Source organism: Agrococcus beijingensis, assembly GCF_030758955.1.
Lineage (GTDB): Bacteria > Actinomycetota > Actinomycetes > Actinomycetales > Microbacteriaceae > Agrococcus > Agrococcus beijingensis.
The window spans coordinates 1,303,891-1,323,679 of the sequence record NZ_CP132360.1 but is presented as its reverse complement, the minus strand read 5'-3'; the positions used below and the strand labels follow the sequence as shown (position 1 = coordinate 1,323,679).

20 protein-coding genes and 1 tRNA gene are annotated in these 19,789 nt (G+C 72.7%); 9 read left to right on the top strand and 12 right to left on the bottom strand.

Annotation, left to right across the window (positions count from 1 at the left end; all coding sequences use genetic code 11):
• Positions 1-157 precede the first annotated feature (157 nt).
• A complete protein-coding gene (locus tag Q9250_RS06320) occupies positions 158-991 on the bottom strand; it encodes a YrzE family protein (protein ID WP_306233740.1) in 834 nt (277 codons plus the stop codon).
• Positions 992-1,215: 224 nt separating this feature from the next.
• Here Q9250_RS06320 and Q9250_RS06315 point away from each other — a divergent pair, with 224 nt between their 5' ends.
• Entirely contained in the window at positions 1,216-3,480 is a 2,265-nt protein-coding gene (locus Q9250_RS06315) for an ATP-dependent Clp protease ATP-binding subunit (RefSeq protein ID WP_422665098.1), read from the top strand.
• Positions 3,481-3,688: 208 nt separating this feature from the next.
• On the opposite strand, the gene Q9250_RS06310 is transcribed toward Q9250_RS06315, so the two are convergent.
• On the bottom strand, positions 3,689-4,999 hold the full coding sequence (locus Q9250_RS06310) for a cytochrome P450 (protein ID WP_306233738.1): 1,311 nt from the start codon (positions 4,997-4,999) through the stop codon (positions 3,689-3,691).
• Between the two features lie 415 nt (positions 5,000-5,414).
• On the opposite strand from Q9250_RS06310, the gene Q9250_RS06305 reads away from it, so the two are divergent.
• Positions 5,415-6,950 (top strand): DEAD/DEAH box helicase, encoded by a 1,536-nt coding sequence (locus tag Q9250_RS06305; RefSeq protein WP_306233931.1) that lies wholly within the window; start codon positions 5,415-5,417, stop codon positions 6,948-6,950.
• A 27-nt stretch (positions 6,951-6,977) separates the two neighbouring features.
• Here Q9250_RS06305 and Q9250_RS06300 read toward each other — a convergent pair whose 3' ends face one another.
• From Q9250_RS06300 to Q9250_RS06275, 6 genes are all read right to left on the bottom strand, one after another.
• Complete coding sequence (locus Q9250_RS06300; RefSeq protein WP_306233737.1) at positions 6,978-7,913, bottom strand: prenyltransferase/squalene oxidase repeat-containing protein; 936 nt, start codon at positions 7,911-7,913, stop codon at positions 6,978-6,980.
• A gap of 6 nt (positions 7,914-7,919) precedes the next feature.
• The gene (locus Q9250_RS06295) at positions 7,920-8,624 is read right to left on the bottom strand and encodes a flavodoxin family protein (protein ID WP_306233736.1); all 705 of its coding nucleotides are present in this window, start codon (positions 8,622-8,624) and stop codon (positions 7,920-7,922) included.
• A 39-nt stretch (positions 8,625-8,663) separates the two neighbouring features.
• Positions 8,664-9,437, bottom strand: a complete 774-nt coding sequence (locus Q9250_RS06290) for an SDR family NAD(P)-dependent oxidoreductase (RefSeq protein WP_306233735.1) — start codon at positions 9,435-9,437, stop codon at positions 8,664-8,666.
• A 71-nt stretch (positions 9,438-9,508) separates the two neighbouring features.
• On the bottom strand, positions 9,509-10,414 hold the full coding sequence (locus tag Q9250_RS06285; protein ID WP_306233734.1) for a 3-hydroxyacyl-CoA dehydrogenase family protein: 906 nt from the start codon (positions 10,412-10,414) through the stop codon (positions 9,509-9,511).
• Positions 10,411-10,740 carry a cupin domain-containing protein gene (locus Q9250_RS06280; RefSeq protein WP_306233733.1) on the bottom strand — a complete coding sequence of 110 codons (330 nt, stop codon included), beginning with the start codon at positions 10,738-10,740 and terminating at the stop codon, positions 10,411-10,413. Before Q9250_RS06280 ends, Q9250_RS06285 begins: the two co-directional genes overlap by 4 nt.
• Before the next feature lie 23 nt (positions 10,741-10,763).
• Entirely contained in the window at positions 10,764-11,534 is a 771-nt protein-coding gene (locus Q9250_RS06275) for an SDR family NAD(P)-dependent oxidoreductase (protein ID WP_306233732.1), read from the bottom strand.
• A 72-nt stretch (positions 11,535-11,606) separates the two neighbouring features.
• Between Q9250_RS06275 and Q9250_RS06270 the strand changes: the two genes are divergently transcribed.
• Both Q9250_RS06270 and Q9250_RS06265 read left to right on the top strand, forming a co-directional pair.
• Positions 11,607-11,689: transfer RNA gene (locus Q9250_RS06270), tRNA-Leu, on the top strand.
• A 43-nt stretch (positions 11,690-11,732) separates the two neighbouring features.
• The gene (locus tag Q9250_RS06265) at positions 11,733-12,455 is read left to right on the top strand and encodes a DedA family protein (protein ID WP_306233731.1); all 723 of its coding nucleotides are present in this window, start codon (positions 11,733-11,735) and stop codon (positions 12,453-12,455) included.
• Between the two features lie 26 nt (positions 12,456-12,481).
• Here the strand turns inward: Q9250_RS06265 and Q9250_RS06260 are convergent, their stop codons facing one another.
• From Q9250_RS06260 to murI, 4 genes are all read right to left on the bottom strand, one after another.
• Complete coding sequence (locus Q9250_RS06260; protein WP_306233730.1) at positions 12,482-13,135, bottom strand: metal-dependent transcriptional regulator; 654 nt, start codon at positions 13,133-13,135, stop codon at positions 12,482-12,484.
• Between the two features lie 248 nt (positions 13,136-13,383).
• Positions 13,384-14,001 (bottom strand): RdgB/HAM1 family non-canonical purine NTP pyrophosphatase, encoded by a 618-nt coding sequence (gene rdgB / locus Q9250_RS06255; protein ID WP_306233729.1) that lies wholly within the window; start codon positions 13,999-14,001, stop codon positions 13,384-13,386.
• Positions 13,998-14,735 carry a ribonuclease PH gene (gene rph, locus Q9250_RS06250; protein ID WP_306233728.1) on the bottom strand — a complete coding sequence of 246 codons (738 nt, stop codon included), beginning with the start codon at positions 14,733-14,735 and terminating at the stop codon, positions 13,998-14,000. The genes rdgB and rph overlap by 4 nt, the downstream gene beginning before the upstream one ends.
• 12 nt (positions 14,736-14,747) lie before the next feature.
• On the bottom strand, positions 14,748-15,584 hold the full coding sequence (gene murI, locus Q9250_RS06245) for a glutamate racemase (RefSeq protein WP_306233727.1): 837 nt from the start codon (positions 15,582-15,584) through the stop codon (positions 14,748-14,750).
• A gap of 93 nt (positions 15,585-15,677) precedes the next feature.
• Here murI and Q9250_RS06240 point away from each other — a divergent pair, with 93 nt between their 5' ends.
• The 5 genes from Q9250_RS06240 to Q9250_RS06220 all read left to right on the top strand — a co-directional run bounded on the left by Q9250_RS06240 (position 15,678) and on the right by Q9250_RS06220 (position 19,786).
• Positions 15,678-16,490: an ABC transporter ATP-binding protein gene (locus tag Q9250_RS06240; RefSeq protein ID WP_306233726.1), complete on the top strand. Its 813-nt coding sequence runs from the start codon at positions 15,678-15,680 to the stop codon at positions 16,488-16,490.
• On the top strand, positions 16,487-17,128 hold the full coding sequence (locus tag Q9250_RS06235; RefSeq protein WP_306233725.1) for an ABC transporter permease: 642 nt from the start codon (positions 16,487-16,489) through the stop codon (positions 17,126-17,128). Before Q9250_RS06240 ends, Q9250_RS06235 begins: the two co-directional genes overlap by 4 nt.
• The gene (locus tag Q9250_RS06230; protein WP_306233724.1) at positions 17,125-17,850 is read left to right on the top strand and encodes an ABC transporter permease; all 726 of its coding nucleotides are present in this window, start codon (positions 17,125-17,127) and stop codon (positions 17,848-17,850) included. Before Q9250_RS06235 ends, Q9250_RS06230 begins: the two co-directional genes overlap by 4 nt.
• Entirely contained in the window at positions 17,847-18,782 is a 936-nt protein-coding gene (locus Q9250_RS06225; RefSeq protein WP_306233723.1) for an ABC transporter substrate-binding protein, read from the top strand. The genes Q9250_RS06230 and Q9250_RS06225 overlap by 4 nt, the downstream gene beginning before the upstream one ends.
• A 62-nt stretch (positions 18,783-18,844) precedes the next feature.
• Positions 18,845-19,786: a polysaccharide deacetylase family protein gene (locus tag Q9250_RS06220; RefSeq protein WP_306233722.1), complete on the top strand. Its 942-nt coding sequence runs from the start codon at positions 18,845-18,847 to the stop codon at positions 19,784-19,786.
• Positions 19,787-19,789 lie beyond the last annotated feature (3 nt).

Genomic DNA, 19,789 nt, shown 5'->3' with positions numbered 1-19,789 from the left:
GATGGAGCGGGTGCCCCAGCGATCATCGCGATCCTAGCCGGGGCGTGGTCGGCCGCTCCGGAGCGCGGCTTCGACAGCGGCGTGCTGCAGGTCGACGTGGCTCCGCCCGGCACGCGCTCGAACAGAGGGCGTACCGGGCGGATGCGGTGGGTCGCCCCTATCGGCGCTCGTCGGTCGCGTCGACCTCGAAGCCCGCCCGGTCGACGCGGCGGTGGAAGCGCATGCCGGCGAGACCGCCCAGCACGGCGCCGACGAGCGCGACGATCGCGACGACCACGGCAGAGATGATCGTGGCGGTGGTCGCCTGGTCCTCGGGCAGCGGCAGGGTGGGCATCGAGCCCGGCGGGAGCGCGAAGTTCTGCCCGGCCACCAGGCCGATCAGCGCGGCGATGATGGCGATCACGACCGCCCACGCCCACACCGCGACGCCCTGCTTCGCGCCGTCGAAGCGCGCCATGCGCCCGGCGACGTACCCGCCGCAGTAGTAGGCGACGGACCAGATGGCCAGCAGGATGACGATGCCCCAGATGCCGGTGGACTGCAGGTTCTGCTGCGCGTCCTCGACCGCGTCGTCGATGCCGCCCGTGAGCGTCGCGATGAGCGCCGCGATCGCCGCGGCGAGCGCAGTGAGCAGCACCACGGCGCCGGTGGCGGTGAGCCAGCCGAAGAAGGCGGCGCCGACCTTGACGCCGCCGAAGCGCTCGCGCTCGCGGGCGACGACCAGCTCGCGGTCGTGGCGCGGGTCGAACCCCAAGCGGTCGTCGCGGAGCCGGTCGTCGGCGACCCGGCGCTCGCGCACATCGGCCACGCCGTCGCCGTCGCGGTCGCCGAGCGCCCGCTGCCGCTCGCGGTCGTCGGGCACGCCGTCTCGGTCGCGGTCGCCCGCGCCGTGCCTGCGATCGTTCAGGTCGTCTGGCGTGCTCCGCCGTTCAGCATCGGAGGTGTACGGCTGGCTTCGGGGAACGGAGTCGTTCGGGCCGGTGGTGGTCATGTCGATCTCCTCACATCGCTCACGTCGTCGTGCTCGATCGAGCGCCGGATCCGGCGCTGCTGTACCCCAGTATCGGCCTCCTCGCCGAGGCCGCCCGGTTTTCCTAGGCGGCGTCCAGCCTTCCTCGCCGCCACCCGCCGTCGTGCGCCATGCTCCTAGCCAACATCCAGCATCCGGAGTAAACTTGAGTCAACACCACTCAAGTTTGATCGATGGGGGAGCAGATGGCACGGATGGGCGGCATGATGCCCGGTCAGGGCGACGAGCAGTCGGCGCTGGAGCAGTTCGGCACCGACCTGACGGCGATCGCGCGGGCGGGCAAGCTCGACCCCGTCATCGGTCGCGACAGCGAGATCCGCCGCATCAGCCAGGTGCTCTCGCGCCGCACCAAGAACAACCCGGTGCTCATCGGCGAGCCCGGCGTCGGCAAGACCGCCGTCGTCGAGGGCCTCGCGCAGCGCATCGTCGCCGGCGACGTGCCCGAGAGCCTGAAGGGCAAGTCGATCGTCTCGCTCGACGTCAACGCGATGATCGCCGGCAGCAAGTACCGCGGCGACTTCGAGGAGCGCATGAAGAACGTGCTCGCCGAGATCGCCAAGGCCGAGGGTCGCATCGTCACCTTCATCGACGAGCTGCACATCATCATGGGCGCCGGCGCCGCCGAGGGCAGCCAGGGCGCCAGCAACATGCTGAAGCCCATGCTCGCGCGCGGCGAGCTGCGCCTCATCGGCGCGACCACGCTCGACGAGTACCGCGAGTTCATCGAGAAGGACGCCGCGATGGAGCGGCGCTTCCAGCAGGTGTACGTGGGCGAGCCGAGCGTCGAGGACACCGTCGCGATCCTGCGCGGCCTCAAGGAGCGGTACGAGGCGCACCACAAGGTCACGATCGCCGACAGCGCACTCGTCGCAGCCGCATCCCTCTCGAACCGCTACATCACCGCGCGCCAGCTGCCCGACAAGGCGATCGACCTGATCGACGAGGCCGCGAGCCGCCTGCGCATGGAGATCGACTCGGCGCCCACCGAGATCGACCAGCTGCGCCGCACTGTCGACCGCATGGAGATCGAGCGGCTGGCGCTCAAGCGCGAGAAGGACGACGCCTCGAAGGAGCGCCTCGCGCAGCTCGAGCAGACGCTCGAGACGCAGCGCGCCGAGCTCGCCGGGCTCGACCAGCGCTGGCAGGCCGAGCGCGCGAGCCTCAACCGCATCGGTGGGCTGCGCGAATCGCTCGACGAGCTGCGCAGCCGCGCCGAGCGCGCGCAGCGCGAGGGCGACCTCGAGCGCGCCTCGCGGCTGCTCTACGGCGAGATCCCGGGCGTCGAGCAGCAGCTGAAGCAGGCCGAGGCCACCGCCGCCGAGGCCGGCGCCCGCATGGTCGGCGACCAGGTGACCGCCGACGACATCGCCTCGGTGGTCGCCGCCTGGACAGGCATCCCCGTCGGCCGGCTGCTGCAGGGCGAGACCGAGAAGCTGCTCGCGCTCGAGGGCGAGCTCGCCCACCGCGTCGTGGGGCAGCGCGAGGCCGTGGCCGCGGTGTCGGATGCGGTGCGCCGCACCCGCGCGGGCGTCTCGGATCCCGACAAGCCCACCGGCTCGTTCCTCTTCCTCGGCCCCACCGGCGTCGGCAAGACCGAGCTCGCGAAGGCGCTCGCCGAGCTGCTGTTCGACGACGAGAAGGCGCTCGTGCGCATCGACATGTCGGAGTACGGCGAGAAGCACTCGGTCGCCCGGCTCGTCGGCGCCCCTCCCGGCTACATCGGCTACGAGCAGGGCGGGCAGCTCACCGAGGCCGTGCGCCGCCGCCCGTACTCGGTGATCCTCATGGACGAGGTCGAGAAGGCCCACCCCGAGGTCTTCGACCTGCTGCTGCAGGTGCTCGACGACGGCCGGCTCACCGACGGGCAGGGCCGCACGGTCGACTTCCGCAACACCATCCTCATCCTCACCTCGAACCTCGGCTCAGGCTTCCTCACCGACCCGACCGTGCCGACCGCGCAGGCGCGCGAGCAGGTGATGGGCGCGGTGCGAGCGGCCTTCAAGCCCGAGTTCGTGAACCGCCTCGACGACATCGTCATCTTCGACGCGCTCTCGCAGGCCGAGCTCGGCGCGATCGTCGACATCCAGGTGCTGGGGCTCGACCGTCGCCTCCGCGAGCGCAGGCTCACGGTCGAGGTGACGGATGCGGCACGCCAGTGGCTGGGGGAGCGCGGCTACGACCCCATGTACGGCGCGCGCCCCCTGCGCAGGCTCATGCAGCGGGAGATCGACGACCGCCTCGCTCGGGCGCTGCTCGCGGGCGAGGTGCGAGACGGCGACACGGTGGTGGTCGACGTGGCGCCCTCCGGCTCGGGCCTGTGGGTCGGGCCGGCCGGCGCCGAGCGGCTCGCGCAGTGGTCGTTCGACGCCGACACCGTCGACGACGTCGACGACCTCGACGAGCAGCCGGTCGACGCCGAGCTGCTCGACGACGAGCCCGACGAGCGCTGACCCGACCGGGTGCAGAGCGCTGACGCCGCTCTGCACCGCCGAGGCGCAGCACGACGCAAGCCCGCCGGCCGCGATCCGCGGAAGCTGCGCCGGATCGCGGCCGCATGCCGCGGGATCGTGTGCGCGGGCTTGCGTTGTGCGGGAGAAGCTGTGCGGGAGGAGCGGTGCGGGAGGAGCGGTGCGGTCGGGCGTCGGCGGACGGCCGGGGTCAGTGGAAGGGGCAGCGAGCGACGGATGCGGGGCGCACCACGCCGCCGGAAGCGGGCTTGGTGGGCAGGCGGCGCCGGTTCACCCCCAGCCGCTCGCCGCTGATCGCCAGTCGCGGGTCGCTCAGCGCGGCGATGGCCGCGGCGAGCCCGGCGATCGCGATCTTCTCGCCCGGGCAGCGGTGGCCGGTCGCCGGGCTGCCCCCGCCGTGCGGGATGAACGCGGGAATCGACTCGTAGTCGTCGGCGCCGACGAACCGCTCCGGGTCGAACTCGGCCGCCCGCTCCCAGGACCGCTCGTCGGTGTCAGTGCCGAGAATGTCGATGAAGACGCGGCCGCCTGCCGGCAGGTGCTCGCCGTCGAGCTCGACGTCGACGATCGCCTGCGCCGGCAGCATCGGCACGAACGGTGCGGTGCGCCGCACCTCCTGCGCGAACGCGGTCGCCAGCGGCCCGGCCGTGAGGCGACCGCGCTCGGCGGTCTCCGCGGCGATGCGCTCGCGCCACTCCGGCCGCTCGTGCAGCTCCTTCGCCGCGAATGCCACGAAGCGTGCGACCGCGATCGTCGGCCGCAGCACGTTCTGCAGCTCGATGCCGGCGAGCCTGGGGTCGAGCAGCTGCCCGTCGGGATCGCGGTGCCACGCCCACTCGTGGAGCGCCGTGCCCTCGGCCGCGTGGAGCGTGCCCGCGCGCACCGCCTCGATCAGCGCGCGCGCGTGGCGGTCGCTCCACCAGCGGTTGAGCCCGGCGAGCGCGAACTCGGGCGAGTAGGGGACGCCGAAGCCGTCGACGATCTGCGCCTCGCGCGCGGCCCAGCGGGTCTTCGCGTCGGCGGTGCCGGGCAGCCCCGCCCAGCGCATGATCGCGCGGCCGAGCGCCCCCACCGCGGCGTCGTACGCCGAACGGGTGCCGCCCGAGAGCCACGCGTCGACCTCCGAGCGCCACTCGCGCTCGAGGTGCGGCAGCAGCCGCTCGACCTGCGCGTTCTCGTAGGCGACGTCGAGGAAGGTCGCCTTGCGGTGGCGGTGGGCTGCGCCGTCGAGGGAGTGCACCGAGCCGTGCCCGAAGAGCACCTCCTGGACGAACGCGGGCATCGCGCCGTGGCGACGCATCCGCCCCTCGTCGTAGAAGAGCTCGACGCCCTCGCGGCCGCGCACCAGCACCGAGTCGCGGCCGAGCAGCCGCAGCGGCACAGCGCGGGCGGCGGCGGAGCCGGCCCGGCGCCAGATGCGCGCGCCGAAGTCGTAGCCGTGCACGACGAACGCGGGGGTGTCGTCGGGCAGCAGGGGGTGGGTCACTGTGGTCGTCGCCATGCCGCCCGACGCTAGACCCCGTGGCTGTGCGGAGGGGCTCTGCGACGGGCTCTGCGCACATCGTGCTAGGTGATGTCAGACCCCGCCTGCTACGCTGGGGGCACTGTGCGAGCAGGGCGTTGAAGCCAGCTCGCCTGCGTCGTTGAACGCTCCTCTCTCCGCCGTGACTTCCTGAAGGAAGGCGCCGCGTCGATGAACTTCCACGGCGAACGATCGCGGCCTCCGCCGCGCTCGCCGAACTGCGTCGACGCATCCACCCAAGAAACCCCGTCTGCACCTGTGTGCGGGCGTCTCGGATGCGCGCGCTCCGCTCACAGAAAGAGCAACCTTGACTGACACCATCACCGCCCCCGAGGCCACCACGACCTTCGCGCAGCTCGGCGTTCCCGCCAAGCTCGTCGCCGCGCTGAAGACGATGGACCGCGAGAGCCCCTTCCCCATCCAGGCCGACACGCTGCCCGACACGCTCGCGGGTCGCGACGTGCTGGGCCGCGGCAAGACCGGCTCGGGCAAGACCCTCGCCTTCTCGATCCCGCTCGTCGCGCGCCTGTCGGGCGACCTGGCCGGCGGCAACCGCCGCAAGGGCCTGCCTCTGGGCCTCGTGCTGGCCCCGACGCGCGAGCTCGCCACCCAGATCGCGGCCGAGATCGCGCCGCTCGCGAAGGCCGCTGGCCTCACCGTCACCACCATCTTCGGCGGCGTCTCGCAGCGCCCGCAGGAGACCGCGCTGCGCAACGGCGTCGACATCATCGTCGCCTGCCCCGGCCGCCTCGAAGACCTGATGAAGCAGGGCGTCGCCTCGCTGCAGGCCATCGAAATGACCGTCATCGACGAGGCCGACCACATGGCCGACCTCGGCTTCCTGCCGGTCGTCACGAAGATCCTCGACAAGACGCCGCAGTCGGGCCAGCGCCTGCTGTTCTCGGCCACGCTCGACAACGGCGTGGACAAGCTCGTCAAGCGCTTCCTCACCAACGAGGTCATGCACTCGGTCGACGAGGCGAACTCGCCCGTCGCCGCGATGACGCACCACCTGTTCGAGGTCTCGGCCGACGACAAGAACCTGCTCGTGCGCCGCCTCGCCTCGGGCGAGGGCCGCCGCATCCTCTTCACCCGCACCAAGCACCAGGCGAAGAAGCTCGCGAAGCACCTCACCGCATCCGGCATCCCCGCCGTCGACCTGCACGGCAACCTGTCGCAGAACGCCCGCGACCGCAACCTGGCGCAGTTCTCCGACGGCACCGTGCGCGTGCTGGTGGCGACGGATGTCGCTGCTCGCGGCGTGCACGTCGACAACGTCGAGCTCGTGGTGCACGTCGACCCGCCCATGGAGCACAAGGCCTACCTGCACCGCTCGGGCCGCACGGCTCGCGCCGGCTCGGCGGGCGATGTCGTCACCGTCATGATCCCCTCGCAGCGCGGCGACACCATGTCGCTGCTGCGCAAGGCCGGCATCCAGGTGCAGGCGCAGATCGTCACCGCCTCCTCCGACCCGGTCGACGCCCTTGTAGGGCCGTACGCGCCCCACGTGGCGCCGGTCCCCGGCGGCCCCGGCTCGGGCAACGAGATCCAGCAGCCGCAGGGTGCTGGTCGCTCGGGCGGCGGCCGTGGCCGCGGCCGCGGCGCCGGTCGCGACGGTCTGGCAGGCTCGGGCGCCCACGGTGCCGGCGCCGGTGCGGCTCGCTCGGAGCGCCCCCGCAAGGACCGCTCGGGTCGTCCCGAGGTCGCCGGTCAGCGCCCCGCTGCCGCCGGTGCTGCTGCTCCGGCGCGTCACCCGCTACCCACGCTCAACGGCGAAGAGCCGCAAATGGCGGATCTCAGCCCCCGTGCGACCAGCTCGAGCACCTTCGTCTCCACCTACGCCTCCCTGGCGCTGCTCGGCATCGTGTCGGCGATCGCACTGCTGCGCGGCAGCGCCCTCGGCCGCGCGGGCGCGGTCGCGACCGCCTGAGCCCGCGAGCGAGCCCGCCGCCGCGGCTCACGTGCGCAGCGAGTGCCCCGCCCAGCGCAGCACCCGCAGCGCCTTCAGCGTGATCCAGCGGTTCGGCTCCCCCACCGGCCCGTAGTCGTTCACCGCGTCGCCGCCGTGCTTGACGTCGAGCGCCCAGGTGCCGTCGTCGCGCCGCTTGGCGTGCAGCAGGTCGATCGCCTCACGCATCGACTCCTCGGGCATCGCGCCCACCGCGCGGAAGTGTTCGAGCGCCCGCAGCGCGTCGTACTCGTGCCTGGGCGGGAAGGCCAGCTGGGTGTAGCTGGGCTTCGGGATCTCGCCGGTCGACTTGCGCCGCAGCAGGTCGCGCTCGAGCAGGTACTGCTCGCCGCTCGCGCGAGCCTCGCGCACGCGCGGGTCGTCGCTGACGGCTTCGTAGGCCGCGAGCGCCTCGACCACCGCGATGGTGGTGTCGAACGACGAGCGCACCGAGCCCTGCTCCTGCTCGCAGTTCCAGCCGCCGTCGGCCATCCGCTCCCCCAGCAGCCGCTCGACGATCGGCGCGGCGTCCTCGCCGTAGTAGACCGCGTTCGTCACCAGCGCGCCGTTGATGCACGGCTCCACCTCGCCCTCGAAGAACGGCTCGTCGTCGTACTCCCAGCGCGTCACCCGCTTCACGTCGGCCACGGCCTCGCGCACCGCCTCGTCGGCCGGGTCGGCGCCCAGCAGCCGCAGCTCGGTGAGCACGTGGGCGGTGGAGGTCCAGGGCTGACCGGGCAGCGTCGGCTCGGCCTTCGGGAAGTGCGCCCCGCCCGCCCACTGCCCGTCGGGGCCGCGGGCTGCCAGCAGTGCCGCGCCCCAGCCCTCCCGGGCGACGCGCGCGCGTTCGCGGGCCACCGCATCCGGATCCTCGTCGAGCAGGTCGGCCATCACCTGCCACCGGATCGCGGGGTCTCCCTCGAGCAGCCACCCGATCGCGTCCATCGGGGGCTACCGGTATTCGGGGTTCTGGAACCCGAAGCGCTCGCCGCGCTCCCAGGCGTTGCGGTCGTTGCCCTCGGTGGGGATGCCGCCGCGCAGCATCTTCGCCAGGTGCAGCAGGTTCCACGCCATGATCGTGACGTTGCGCTTCGTGAAGTCGTTGTCGGCCCCCGCGTGCGAGCCGTCGTCGAGCTCGTCGCCGTAGCTCGGGCCGGGCCCCGCCTCGCCCACCCAGCCGGCGTCGGCCTGCGGCGGGATCGTGCAGCCGATGTGCTGCAGCGCATAGAGCACCTCGCGCGCCACATGCTTCATGCCGTCCTCGTTGCCGCCCACGAGGCATCCGGCGACCTTGCCGTAGAAGATCGACTGGCCCTGGTCGTTCAGCTCGCCCGACTCGGCGTAGAGCCGCTCGATCACGCGGCGGGTGACGCTCGATGCGTCGCCCAGCCAGATCGGCGTGGCGAGCACGATGATGTCGGCTGCCAGCACCCGCTGCCAGAGTGCGGGCCAGGCGTCCTCGCTCGCGCCGTGCTCGGTCATGTCGGGCTGCACGCCCGGCGCGAGCGCGTGGTCGACGGCCCTGACGACCTCGACCTCCACACCTTGGCCGCGCAGGATGCTCGCGCTGGCCTCGATGAGGAGGTCGGTGTGGCTGTCGCCCGGCGAGGGCGTGAGCGTGCCGTTGAAGTAGATGGCTCGGATGGGTTCGGTCATGCGCCCCACGGTGCCACGCCCACGCCGTCGCCGAAAGGGTCACATGGCGCCGGTGTATCCGCCGTCGACGTGCAGGGTCGTGCCGGTCACATACGACGAGGCGTCGCTGGCCAGCCACAGGCTCGCCTGCGCGATCTCGGCCGGCTGCGCGAAGCGGTGCAGCGCCGAGAGCTGCTTGGGGTACTCGTTCGGGTCGAGGCCGAACTGCTCGATGGCGCCGCGCAGCATCGGCGTGTCGACGGCGCCGGGGGCGACCGAGTTCACGCGGATCCCGTGCGGGCCGTTCTCGACCGCCGCGGTCTTCGTCAGTGCGTTCACGCCGTGCTTGGCGGCGTTGTAGGCGACCGTCATCGGCTGCACGCGGAAGCCAGACGTCGACGAGATGTTGACGATCGAGCCGCCGTCGCCCTGCGCGAGCATCTGGCGCAGCTCGTACTTGAGCGTCAGCGCGGTGCCCTTCAGGTCGACCGACATGAGGCGATCCCAGTAGGCCTCGTCGATCTCGGAGACCAGCCCCTGATCGGGGGTCAGCGCGGCGTTGTTAACCGCCACGTCGAGGCGGCCGTAGTGCTCGACGGTCTGCGCGACCATCGCCTCGACCTGCTCGCCCTTCGAGATGTCGACCTGCACGAAGAACGCCTCGCCGCCGTTCGCGCGGATCTCGGCCGCGACGGCCTCGCCCTTCTCCTCGTTGAAGTCGGCGACGACCACCTTCGCGCCCGCCTCGGCGAACAGGCGAGCGGTCGCCTCGCCCATGCCCATGGCTGCGCCGGTCACGATCGCGACCTTGCCCTCAAGAACCGGGAACGTCATCTTCGGATCCTTCCGTCACGGGCGGCGTGGCTCGTCGCCCACTCCCTTGAGACAACCCGCAGCGACGCAATCTATTCCAAATTCGAAGGAACTTCCACGATGCCGTCGCGCGCGTCGATCAGCGACCGCAGCCTGCCCGCGAACCGGGCCGACGCATCCGCATCTCTCGGCAGGAATCCCTGCCCCGTCTTCGCTCCCAGCTCGCCCCGATCGGCACGCTCGCGAAGCATGTCGGGGGCGGCGGATGCGTCGCCGAGGCTCGGGAAGATGCCATCAGTCACGCTCGTCCACACGTCGAGGCCGCCGAGGTCCATCACCTCGAACGGGCCCGCGAGCGCCCAGCGCGGGCCGAGGCCGGCGGTGACGACCTGATCGACCTGCGCCGGGCTCGCGACGCCCAGCTCGACGAGGTGCATCGCCTCGCGGTAGAGCGCCGCCTGCAGCCGGTTCGCGATGAAGCCGGGCACCTGCTGCGCGAGCGGCACAGCCACCTTGCCGGCCTCGCTGAGCAGCGCCACCATCCGGTCGACGGTCGCCTGCGGCGTCGCCGGCCCCGGCACCACCTCGACGAGCGGCACCGTGTCGGCGGGGTTGAAGAAATGGGCGATCACGAGCCGCGAGGGGTCCCGCATGCCGGCCGCGAGCGCATCCGCCCCGATCGACGAGGTGTTCGAGGCGATCACGGCATCGGCGTTCGCGGCCTCGATCTGCGCCAGCAGCGCCAGCTTCAGCTCGAGCCGCTCGGGCGCCGCCTCGAGCACCACGGTGGCGCTGACGACGGCGGCCTCGACGGTGTCGTGGGCGGATGCGCCGGCCGACTCGGCGGCGCGGGTGGCGGCCGCCGGGTCGACGTCGAACACCCGCACCTCGTGGCCGGCGCGAGCGAAGACGCGCGCGATGCCAGCGCCCATGACGCCCGCGCCGAGCACGGCGATGCGCTCGGTCACGGCGGTGCGCTCGGTCAGGCGCTCGGTCACCCAGCAGCCTTCGGCAGGCGCACGAGCAGCACGTTGGCGCCCTCGTCGGAGCGGAGGCGGTGGATGACGTGCTCGTCGATGCGCAGCATGCCGCCCGCCTCGATCTGCGCGCAGGCCTCGCCCTCGGTGACCGTCGCGGTGCCGTCGAGCCCGACCAGCAGGATCGGCCCGGGCACCCGGTGGTCGTCGAGCTCGCCGCCGGCGCCCAGCCCGACGTGGATGATGGTCGCGGCCGCGTCGTGCGAGAGCACGCGTGTGGCGACCTTGCCCGCCTCGAGCGGCTCGGCCTTCGCGAGCGCCGCGAGCGATGCGCTGATGATCTCCATGGCTCCTCCTTCTTCCCGTTCCGTCAGTCCTCGAGGCGGCCCGCGAGCCCCCACCCGGCCGCCATCCGGTCGGGCACGAGCGGCAGCAGCGGCGCCGCCAGCCGGTACCGCCAGTCGCTCACGACGACCGCGCGCCGCCTGCGCAGGCCGCGGAGCCCGTCGCGGACGACCGCAGACGCATCCGCCCACGCCGCCCGCGGCACGGCGGTCGGCTCGATCTCCATGCGATCGTGGAACTCGGTGACCACGAAGCCCGGCAGCAGCGCGGTCACGCTCACGCCATCGCGCCGGTAGCGGGCGTGCAGCGAGCGCGAGAGCGCGATCACCTGCGCCTTCGCCGCCGCGTACGACCCGGTCGGCAGCTGCCCGGCCATGCTCGCGACGTTCAGGATGCCGCCGTGGCCGCGCGCTCGCATGCCCGGCAGCGCCGCGTGCGCGAGCCGCAGCGGCACCCACGAGAGCAGCTCGTGCATCGCCCGCTCGTCGTCGATGGCGGATGCGTGGAAGGGCTCCGAGACCGCGAAGCCGGCGTTGTTGACCAAGACGTCGATCGGCCGGTCGGCGGCCGCCACGCGCGCCGCCACCCGCTCGAGGCCTGCCGCGTCGGTGAGGTCGGCCACCAGCACCTCGATCTGGGTACCCGGGCGGGCGGCCGAGAGCTCGGCCGCGAGCGCGCGCAGGCGCTCCTCGCGGCGCGCGACCAGCACGAGCGAGAAGCCGTCGGCCGCGAGCTGCCGGGCGAACTCCGCGCCGAGCCCCGCCGACGCCCCCGTCACGAGCGCGCGCATCTGCATGGGCCCACTCTGCCATCGCCACCCTGCCGTTCGACATGCCGCTGCGCCGGTACGCTGAATCCCGTCATCCACGCGGGAGTGGTGGAATTGGCAGACACGCAGGATTTAGGTTCCTGTGCCCTTGTGGCGTGGGGGTTCAAGTCCCCTCTCCCGCACTCAGCGGCCGTCCCAGCGGCGGCACCTCGCGAAGGAGCGACCATGCCTCCCCTCTCCACCGAGCTCCTCATCGACGTCGAGGGGCTCATCCAGGGCGCGGGCGTGTGGGCGCTGCTGCTGGTCTGCGCGATCGTCTTCGTCGAGACCGGCCTGCTCGTGGGCTTCCTGCTGCCCGGCGACACGCTGCTCGTCGTCGCCGGCGTGCTCTCGTTCACGGGCGACATCCCGCAGCCCATCTGGCTGGTGTGCCTGTGCATCTGGGCGTGCGCGGTCGCCGGCGATCAACTCGGCTACTTCATCGGCCACAAGGCGGGGCCGGCGATCTTCCAGCGGCGCTCGTCTGGCCTGTTCTCGCATCGCACGATCGAGCGCACCAACCGCTTCTTCATCCGCTACGGCGCCGCGGCCGTGATCATCGCCCGGTTCATCGGCATCGTGCGCACCTTCATGCCGGTCGCGGCAGGGGTGGGGCGGATGCCGTGGCCCCTGTTCCTGAGGCTGGACGTGCTGGGCGGGCTCCTCTGGGGCGCGGGGCTGCCGCTGCTCGGCTGGGGCGTCGCGCACATCCCGGGCGTCGCCGACCTCGTCACCGAGTACATCGACGTCGTGCTGCTGGCCGTGGTCGCGATGGCGATCGGCGTGATCGTCTGGCACGCGATCCAGTCGCGCCGGGAGGTCGCGAAGGAGATCCGCGAGGGCACCGCGACCGGCGCGGTCGAGACGCTCGACCTCAGCGACACCGGGCACTACGGCATCGAGCGCTGACCGCCGCGAGCACTGCGCGGGCTCGGCTACGCGCTGAGCCAGACCGCTTGCGCGACGTCGGGCCCGAGGTCGACCTGTCCCGTGGGGGTCGCCACGCTGATCGAGCCCGAGTAGGGCTTCTGCCCCTGCACCGTGAGCGGCGCGTCGAGCGCCACCCCGGCCTCGGCGAGGAACCGCAGCATGGCGGGGTCGGCGTCGGAGATGCGCACGACGGTGCCCTCGTGGCCCACCCGCGCGCTCGCCAGCAGCACCGCATCCGGCCTGGTCACCGTGCCGTCGGCGGCCGGGATGGGGTCGCCGTGCGGGTCGCGCACGGGGTCGCCGAGCGACGTGGCGATCGAGTCGAGCAGCCGGTCGCTGAGCGCGTGCTCGAGGATCTCGGCCTCGTCGTGCACCTCGTCCCAGTCGTAGCCGTGCCGCTCGACCAGCCAGGTCTCGACCACGCGGTGCCGGCGCACCTGCCGCACCGCGAGCGCCCGGCCCGCGTCGGTGAGCTCGATCGCGCCGTACGGGCGGTGGTGCACGAGGCCCGCGGCGCTCAGCTTCTTCACCATCTCGGTGACCGTCGAGTTCGCCAGGCCGAGTCGCGTCGCGAGCTGCGACGGCGTGATCGGCTCGGACTGCCACTCGGTGTGGTGGTAGACCGCCTTGACGTAGTCCTCAGCCGCTGTCGACTGCATGACGCCTCGCTCTCGCCCACCGGAAGACGAGCCCCCGGCGGGGCCCGAACAGCAACGCTAGCCCGAACGCCAGGCCCTGCGTGAGCACCACGGCCCCGCCCGGGGAGATGTCCATCCAGAACGCCGCCACCACCCGACCATCGACGCGAGCACCGTGACGCCCAGCGACCAGGCGAGCAGCGACCAGGCGAGCAGCGCATCCCACCGCACCGCGATGAGCGTGCGCGGCCGGGGAGCCGGCTGCCGAGTCAGCCGCGCGCGATGCGCTCCGCGAGCGCCGTGAACGCGATCCGCCGGTGGCTCAGCGCGTCCTTCTCCTCGGGGCTCAGCTCGGCGGCGGCCCGGCCGCCGGCGTCGTGCGGGAGGAAGATCGGGTCGTACCCGAACCCGCCGGCGCCCCGGGGCGCATCCGCGATCTCGCCCGACCACTCGCCGCGCACGACGGTCTCGCCGTCGCCGTCGACCCACGCCGCAGCGCACACGAAGCGCGCCCCGCGGTCGGCGCGGTCGCCGAGGTTCGTGAGCAGCAGCTCGAGGTTGTCGCGGTCGACGCGGGTGCCGGCGTAGCGGGCCGAGTGGATGCCCGGCTCGCCGTCGAGCGCATCGACCTCGATGCCCGAGTCGTCGGCGAGCGCCGGCAGACCCGTGCGCTCGTGCGCCGCGCGCGCCTTGATGAGCGCGTTGGCCTCGAACGTGTCGCCGTCCTCGACCGGCTCCGGGCCGCTGTCGGGCAGCAGCTCGACGCCCGGCAGCAGCGGCGCGAGGATGCGGCCGAGCTCCTCGACCTTGTGCGGGTTGCGGGTCGCGACGACCACCTGCAGTCCGCCGCCGACCGCATCGATGCCGGTCGAGCCGAGGCTGGTCATGCGGCCCGCGTCTCGGCGAGCGCGGCCACCTGCAGCTCGGTGAGGGTCGCCGTGCCGGCGAGCGCCAGGTCGAGCAGCGCGTTCAGCTCGGAGCGGTCGAACGGCGCGCCCTCCGCGGTGCCCTGCACCTCGATGAGCAGGCCGCGGCCGGTGGCGACGACGTTCATGTCGGTGCCGGCCCGCACATCCTCCGTGTAGGCGAGGTCGAGCATCGGCTCCCCGTCGACGATGCCGACCGAGACGGCCGACACGGTGTCGATGAGCGGCTTCGCGCTCTTGGGCACGCGGCCCTGGCCCTGCGCCCACGAGATCGCGTCGGCGAGCGCCACGTAGGCGCCGGTGATCGCCGCGGTGCGGGTGCCGCCGTCGGCCTGCAGCACGTCGCAGTCGATCGCGATCGACAGCTCGCCGAGCGCCCGCATGTCGACGCCGGCGCGCAGGCTCCGCCCGATCAGGCGCGAGATCTCGTGCGTGCGGCCGCCGACGCGGCCCTTGACGCTCTCGCGGTCCATGCGCTCGTTCGTCGAGCGCGGCAGCATCGAGTACTCCGCGGTCACCCAGCCCTTGCCCTTGCCCATCATCCAGCGCGGCACATTGGGCATGACGGATGCGGTGCACAGCACCCGAGTGCCGCCGAAGGAGATGAGGGCGCTCCCCTCGGCCTGCTGGCTCCAGCCGCGCTCGATCGTGACCTCGCGCAGCTGGTCGAGCTGCCTGCCGTCCTTGCGTGCCATCGGGGGTCTCCTTCAGTCGGTGCGGCCGGGGAGCGTGATGACCCCGGTCTGGTGGAACTCGACGTGCGTCACCTCGGGTCCGAGGAAGCGCCGCGCGAGCCGCAGGAACGGGCCCTGCGCCTCGGTGGTCGCCTCGAACTCGTAGACGGGCTCGGTGCCGGGCGCGGCGAGCATCTTCCGGTCGCTGAGGATCCGGTAGACGTCGGCCGCGGTCTCCTCCGCGCTCGAGACGAGCCGCACGTCGGGGCCGGCGACGTAGCCGATCGCGCCGGCGAGCAGCGGGTAGTGGGTGCAGCCGAGCACGAGCGTGTCGAGCCCCTCGGCGAGCAGCGGCTCGAGGTAGTCGTGGGCGGCGGCGAGCACCTCGTCGCCGGTGGTGACGCCCGACTCGACGAACTCGACGAAGCGCGGCGCGGCACCGGCGGCGACGTGCGCCACCCCGGCCTCGGCGAAGGCGCGCTGGTAGGCGCCGGAGCCGATCGTGCCGGCGGTGGCGATCACGCCGATGCGACCCGAGCGGCTCTGCGCGACGGCCGCGCGCACGGCCGGCTCGATGACCGCGATGACGGGGATGCCCATCCCCCGCTCGTACCGCTCGACGGCCAGGTCGTAGACGGCGGCGGTGGCGGTGTTGCAGGCGATGACGAGCATCTTCACGCCCTGGCCGACGAGCGTGTCGAGCACGTCGAGTGCGAGGTGCCGCACCTCGGCCTGGTCGCGCGGCCCGTAGGGGCCGTTGGCGGTGTCGCCGATGTAGGTGATCGACTCGTTCGGCAGCTGGTCGATGATCGCCCGCGCCACGGTGAGCCCGCCGACGCCGCTGTCGAAGACTCCGATCGGGCGCTGCACGACGGCAAGCCTAGTCGCGGGCGCTGCAGTGCCCGTGCCCCGTGTCAGCGGCGAGCGGTATTGTCGGCACCCCGCCGACGTGAGGAGTCACGCGTGATCGAGTTCGACAGCGTGCGCAAGCAGTATCCGGACGGCACCACCGCGGTCGGCGAATTCAGCCTCGTCGTGCCCTCGCACAAGGTGGTCGTGCTGCTGGGCTCCTCGGGCTCCGGCAAGACGACCCTGCTGCGCATGGTGAACCGCATGGTCGAGCCCACGAGCGGCACCGTCTCGATCGACGGCGTCGACGTGCGTTCGATGGACGCGGTGCGGCTGCGCCGCTCGATCGGCTACGTGCTGCAGGCGGGCGGCCTGCTGCCCCACCGGACGGTCGCCGACAACGTGGCGACCGTGCCCGTGCTCGAGGGCAGGAACCGCCGCGAGGCGCGCGCGGCGGCGCTGGGCCTGCTCGAGCGCGTGGGCCTCGACCCGAAGCTCGCGGACCGCTACCCGGCGCAGCTCTCCGGCGGCCAGCAGCAGCGCGTCGGCGTCGCGCGCGCGCTGGCGGCGGACCCGAACATCCTGCTCATGGACGAGCCCTTCGGCGCCGTCGACCCGATCGTGCGCGACCAGCTGCAGGCCGAGATGCGGGCGCTGCAGGCCGAGCTCGGCAAGACCATCCTGTTCGTCACGCACGACGTCGACGAGGCGTTCGCGCTCGGCGACGAGGTGCTGGTGCTGCGCACCGGCGCCGAGATCGCGCAGCGCGGCACCCCCGCCGAGATCCTCGCCTCGCCGGCGGATGCGTTCGTCTCCAGCTTCGTGGGTGCCGAGAGCGCCCGCCGCACCCTCAGCATCCGCGATGTCGACGGCCGCAGCATTGTCGTCGACGGCGACGGGCGCCCGGCGGGAGTGCTGGCCGGATGACCTGGCTCAGCCAGAACCTGCACATCGTGGGCGACCTGCTGGTCGACCACCTGCTGCTCGCGATCCCGCCGATCCTGCTCGCGCTGCTGCTGTCGGTGCCGCTCGGCCGCCTCGCGGCCGGCAGCCCCAGGCTGCGCACCCCGCTGCTGACCGGCACCGGCCTGCTCTATGCGATCCCGTCGCTGGCGATGTTCATCATCATCCCGGCGATCACCGGCTTCTCGCTGCGCTCCCCCGCCACGATGATCACCGCGCTCACGGTCTACGGCTGCGCGCTGCTGGTGCGCGGTGCGGCGGATGCGTTCGCCTCCGTCCCCGGGCACGTCCGGCTGGCCGCCGCCGCGACCGGGCACTCCCGCTGGGCGATGTTCTGGAAGGTCGAGCTGCCGCTCGCCGGCCCGGTGCTGCTGTCGTCGCTGCGGGTGGTGACGGTGTCGACCGTGAGCCTCGTGACGGTCGGCGCCGTCATCGGCATCTCGAGCCTCGGCACGCTCTTCACCGACGGGTTCCAGCGCGGCATCGAGGCGTCGATCCTCACCGGCATCGTGCTGACCGTCGCGGTCGCGTTCGCCCTCGACGGGCTGTGCGTGCTCGCCGGGCGGCTGACCATGCCGTGGCTGCGGGCGGTGCGCGCATGAACCTCTTCGTCGAGGCGATCGCCTGGCTCCTCGACCCCGCGAACTGGACGGGCGCCGGCAACCTGGGCCAGCGCATCCTCGAGCACCTCGGGTTCTCGGCCGCGGTCGTGCTGACCGCCGCCGTGATCGGCATCCCCGCCGGCATCTGGATCGGCCACACCGGGCGTGGCCGGGCGCTCGTGATCGCCGTGTCGAGCGGCGCACGGGCGCTGCCGACGCTCGGCCTGCTGACGATCTTCGGCCTGGCGCTGGGCATCGGGCTGGAGGCGCCGTTCCTGGCGCTGCTGGTGCTGGCGCTCCCGCCGGTGCTCGCGGGCGCCTACGCCGGGGTCGAGTCGGTCGACCGGCCGGTGATCGGCGCCGCGCGAGCGGTCGGCATGACCGAGTGGCAGATCGTGCAGGCCGTCGAGCTGCCGCTCGCCGCCCCAGTGATCATCGGCGGCCTGCGCTCGGCGGCCCTCCAGGTGATCTCGACGGCGACCCTCGCCGCCTACGTCGCGAACACGGGCATCGGCCGCCCGTTCTTCGAGGGCGTGAAGACCCAGCAGTACGACATGATGCTGGGCGCGTCGCTGCTCGTCGGCCTGCTCGCGCTGGTCGTCGACCTCGGCTTCCAGCTCGCCCAATCCGCGGCTGCCCGCCGCGCCGAACCCCACCGAGCGCGCTCCGGCGCCAAGGCTCATCGCGCACCCCAAGGCGCACAGGAGAGGATCCACGCATGACACGCAACATCCGCAGGGCGGGCATCGCCCTCGCAGCCCTCACCGCAGGCGGCCTCGTGCTGGCCGGCTGCGCCAGCGCCGACCCACTCGCCGAGGGCGAAACCGCCGCCCCGGCGGCCGGCGGCGACGGCACCACGCTCGTCGTCGGCTCGCAGGACTACTACTCGAGCGAGATCATCGCCGAGCTCTACGCCCAGGCGCTCGAGGCCGACGGGTACACGATCGACCGGCAGCTGCGCATCGGCCAGCGCGAGGTCTACATGCCCGAGATCGAGTCGGGCGCGATCGACCTGTTCCCCGAGTACACCGGGCCACTGCTGCAGTACTGGTCGCCCGAGCCCGAGGAGCGGCTCAGCGACGAGGTCTACGACGCGCTCGTCGAGGCCGCCCCCGAGGGCCTCACGATCCTCGACCAGGCGCCCGCCACCGACCAGGACAGCTATGTCGTCACCCGCGAGTTCGCCGAGCAGTACGACCTGACCACGGTCGCCGACCTGGCGAACGTCGACGTGCCGCTCACCATGGGTGCCAACTCCGAGGCCGAGAGCCGCCCGAACGGCCCGATGGGTCTGTCGGAGTTCTACGGCATCGACGTCGCCTTCACGCCGATCGAGGACGGCGGCGGCCCGCTGACGATCCGCGCCCTGCAGGACGGCGACATCCAGCTCGCCATCGTCTACACCGCCGACCCGACGATCGCCGAGAACGACCTGGTCGTGCTCGAGGATCCGGAGGGCCTGTTCCTCTCGTCGAACGTCGTGCCGATCGCGAGCGACAAGGTCGACGCGGAGGCGCAGGCGACGGTCAACGAGGTGAGCGCCGCGCTCACGTCGGAGGCCCTCATCGAGCTCAACCGCCGCAGCACCGTCGAGGAGTCGCCGGCCGCAGACATCGCGGCGGCCTGGCTCGAGGAGGAGGGGCTGCTCGACTGACGCCGACCCGGCACCCGTGCGTCGCGCCGGGTGCCGGCCGCTGCCGTGCATAGACTCCGGGCATGCAGGGCAGCGGCCGCGAAGTCTGGGAAGCACGGCTTCCCGAGATGACCCGGCGCACCGCCGTGGTGCTCGGCGTGCTGGCCCTCGCCGGTTGCAGCCCGCTGTCCGACCCGGCGCCCGCCGACCCGAGTCCAAGCCCCTCGGCCCCGCGTCCGACGAGCGGCGGCCCTACCCCGACGCCGACCTCGACGCCGGTCGCTGTCCCTGCGCCGACCACCGCAGCGACCTCCGCCGCCGAGTCGCAGTTCGCGGGAGCGACCCAGGCCTCGGTGATCGAGGCCCTCGACGACCGCGCGCCGCAGCAATGGGGACTCAACCTGCCCGGCCATCTCGTGCGGGTCGACGGCGAGGCCGTCGTGCTCACGCTCGACGCGTGCGGCGGCCCCAACGGGAGCGGCGTCGACGTCGCGCTGCTCGACGTGCTGCGCCAGCTCGACGTGCCCGCGATGCTCTTCCTCAACGCCCGGTGGATCGACGTCAACCGCTCGCTCGCCGAGGATCTCGCGGCAGAGCCGCTGTTCGCGCTCGCGAGCCACGGCAGCCGCCACCTGCCGCTCTCGGTCTCCGGACAGTCGGCCTACGGCATCCGCGGCACCGCGTCGCTCGCTGAGGCCGTCGATGAGATCGTGGCCGCCGACGCCTGGTTCCTCGAGCACACCGGTGCACCTTCGGTGCTGATGCGGCCGGGCACGGCGTTCACCGACGACGTGGCCGTCGAGGCCGCGCGGATGCTGGGCCGCTCGATCGTCGGGTTCTCGGTGAACGGCGACGCCGGCGCCACCTTCAGTGCCGATCAGGTCGCCGCGGCGCTCGGCTCGGCAGCGCCCGGCGACATCGTCATCGCGCACATGAACCAGCCCGGCGGCGGCGCTGCGGAGGGCTTCCGGCAGGCTCTGCCAGTGCTGCTCGATCGCGGTGTCGCCTTCGCGCACCTCAGTTGAGCG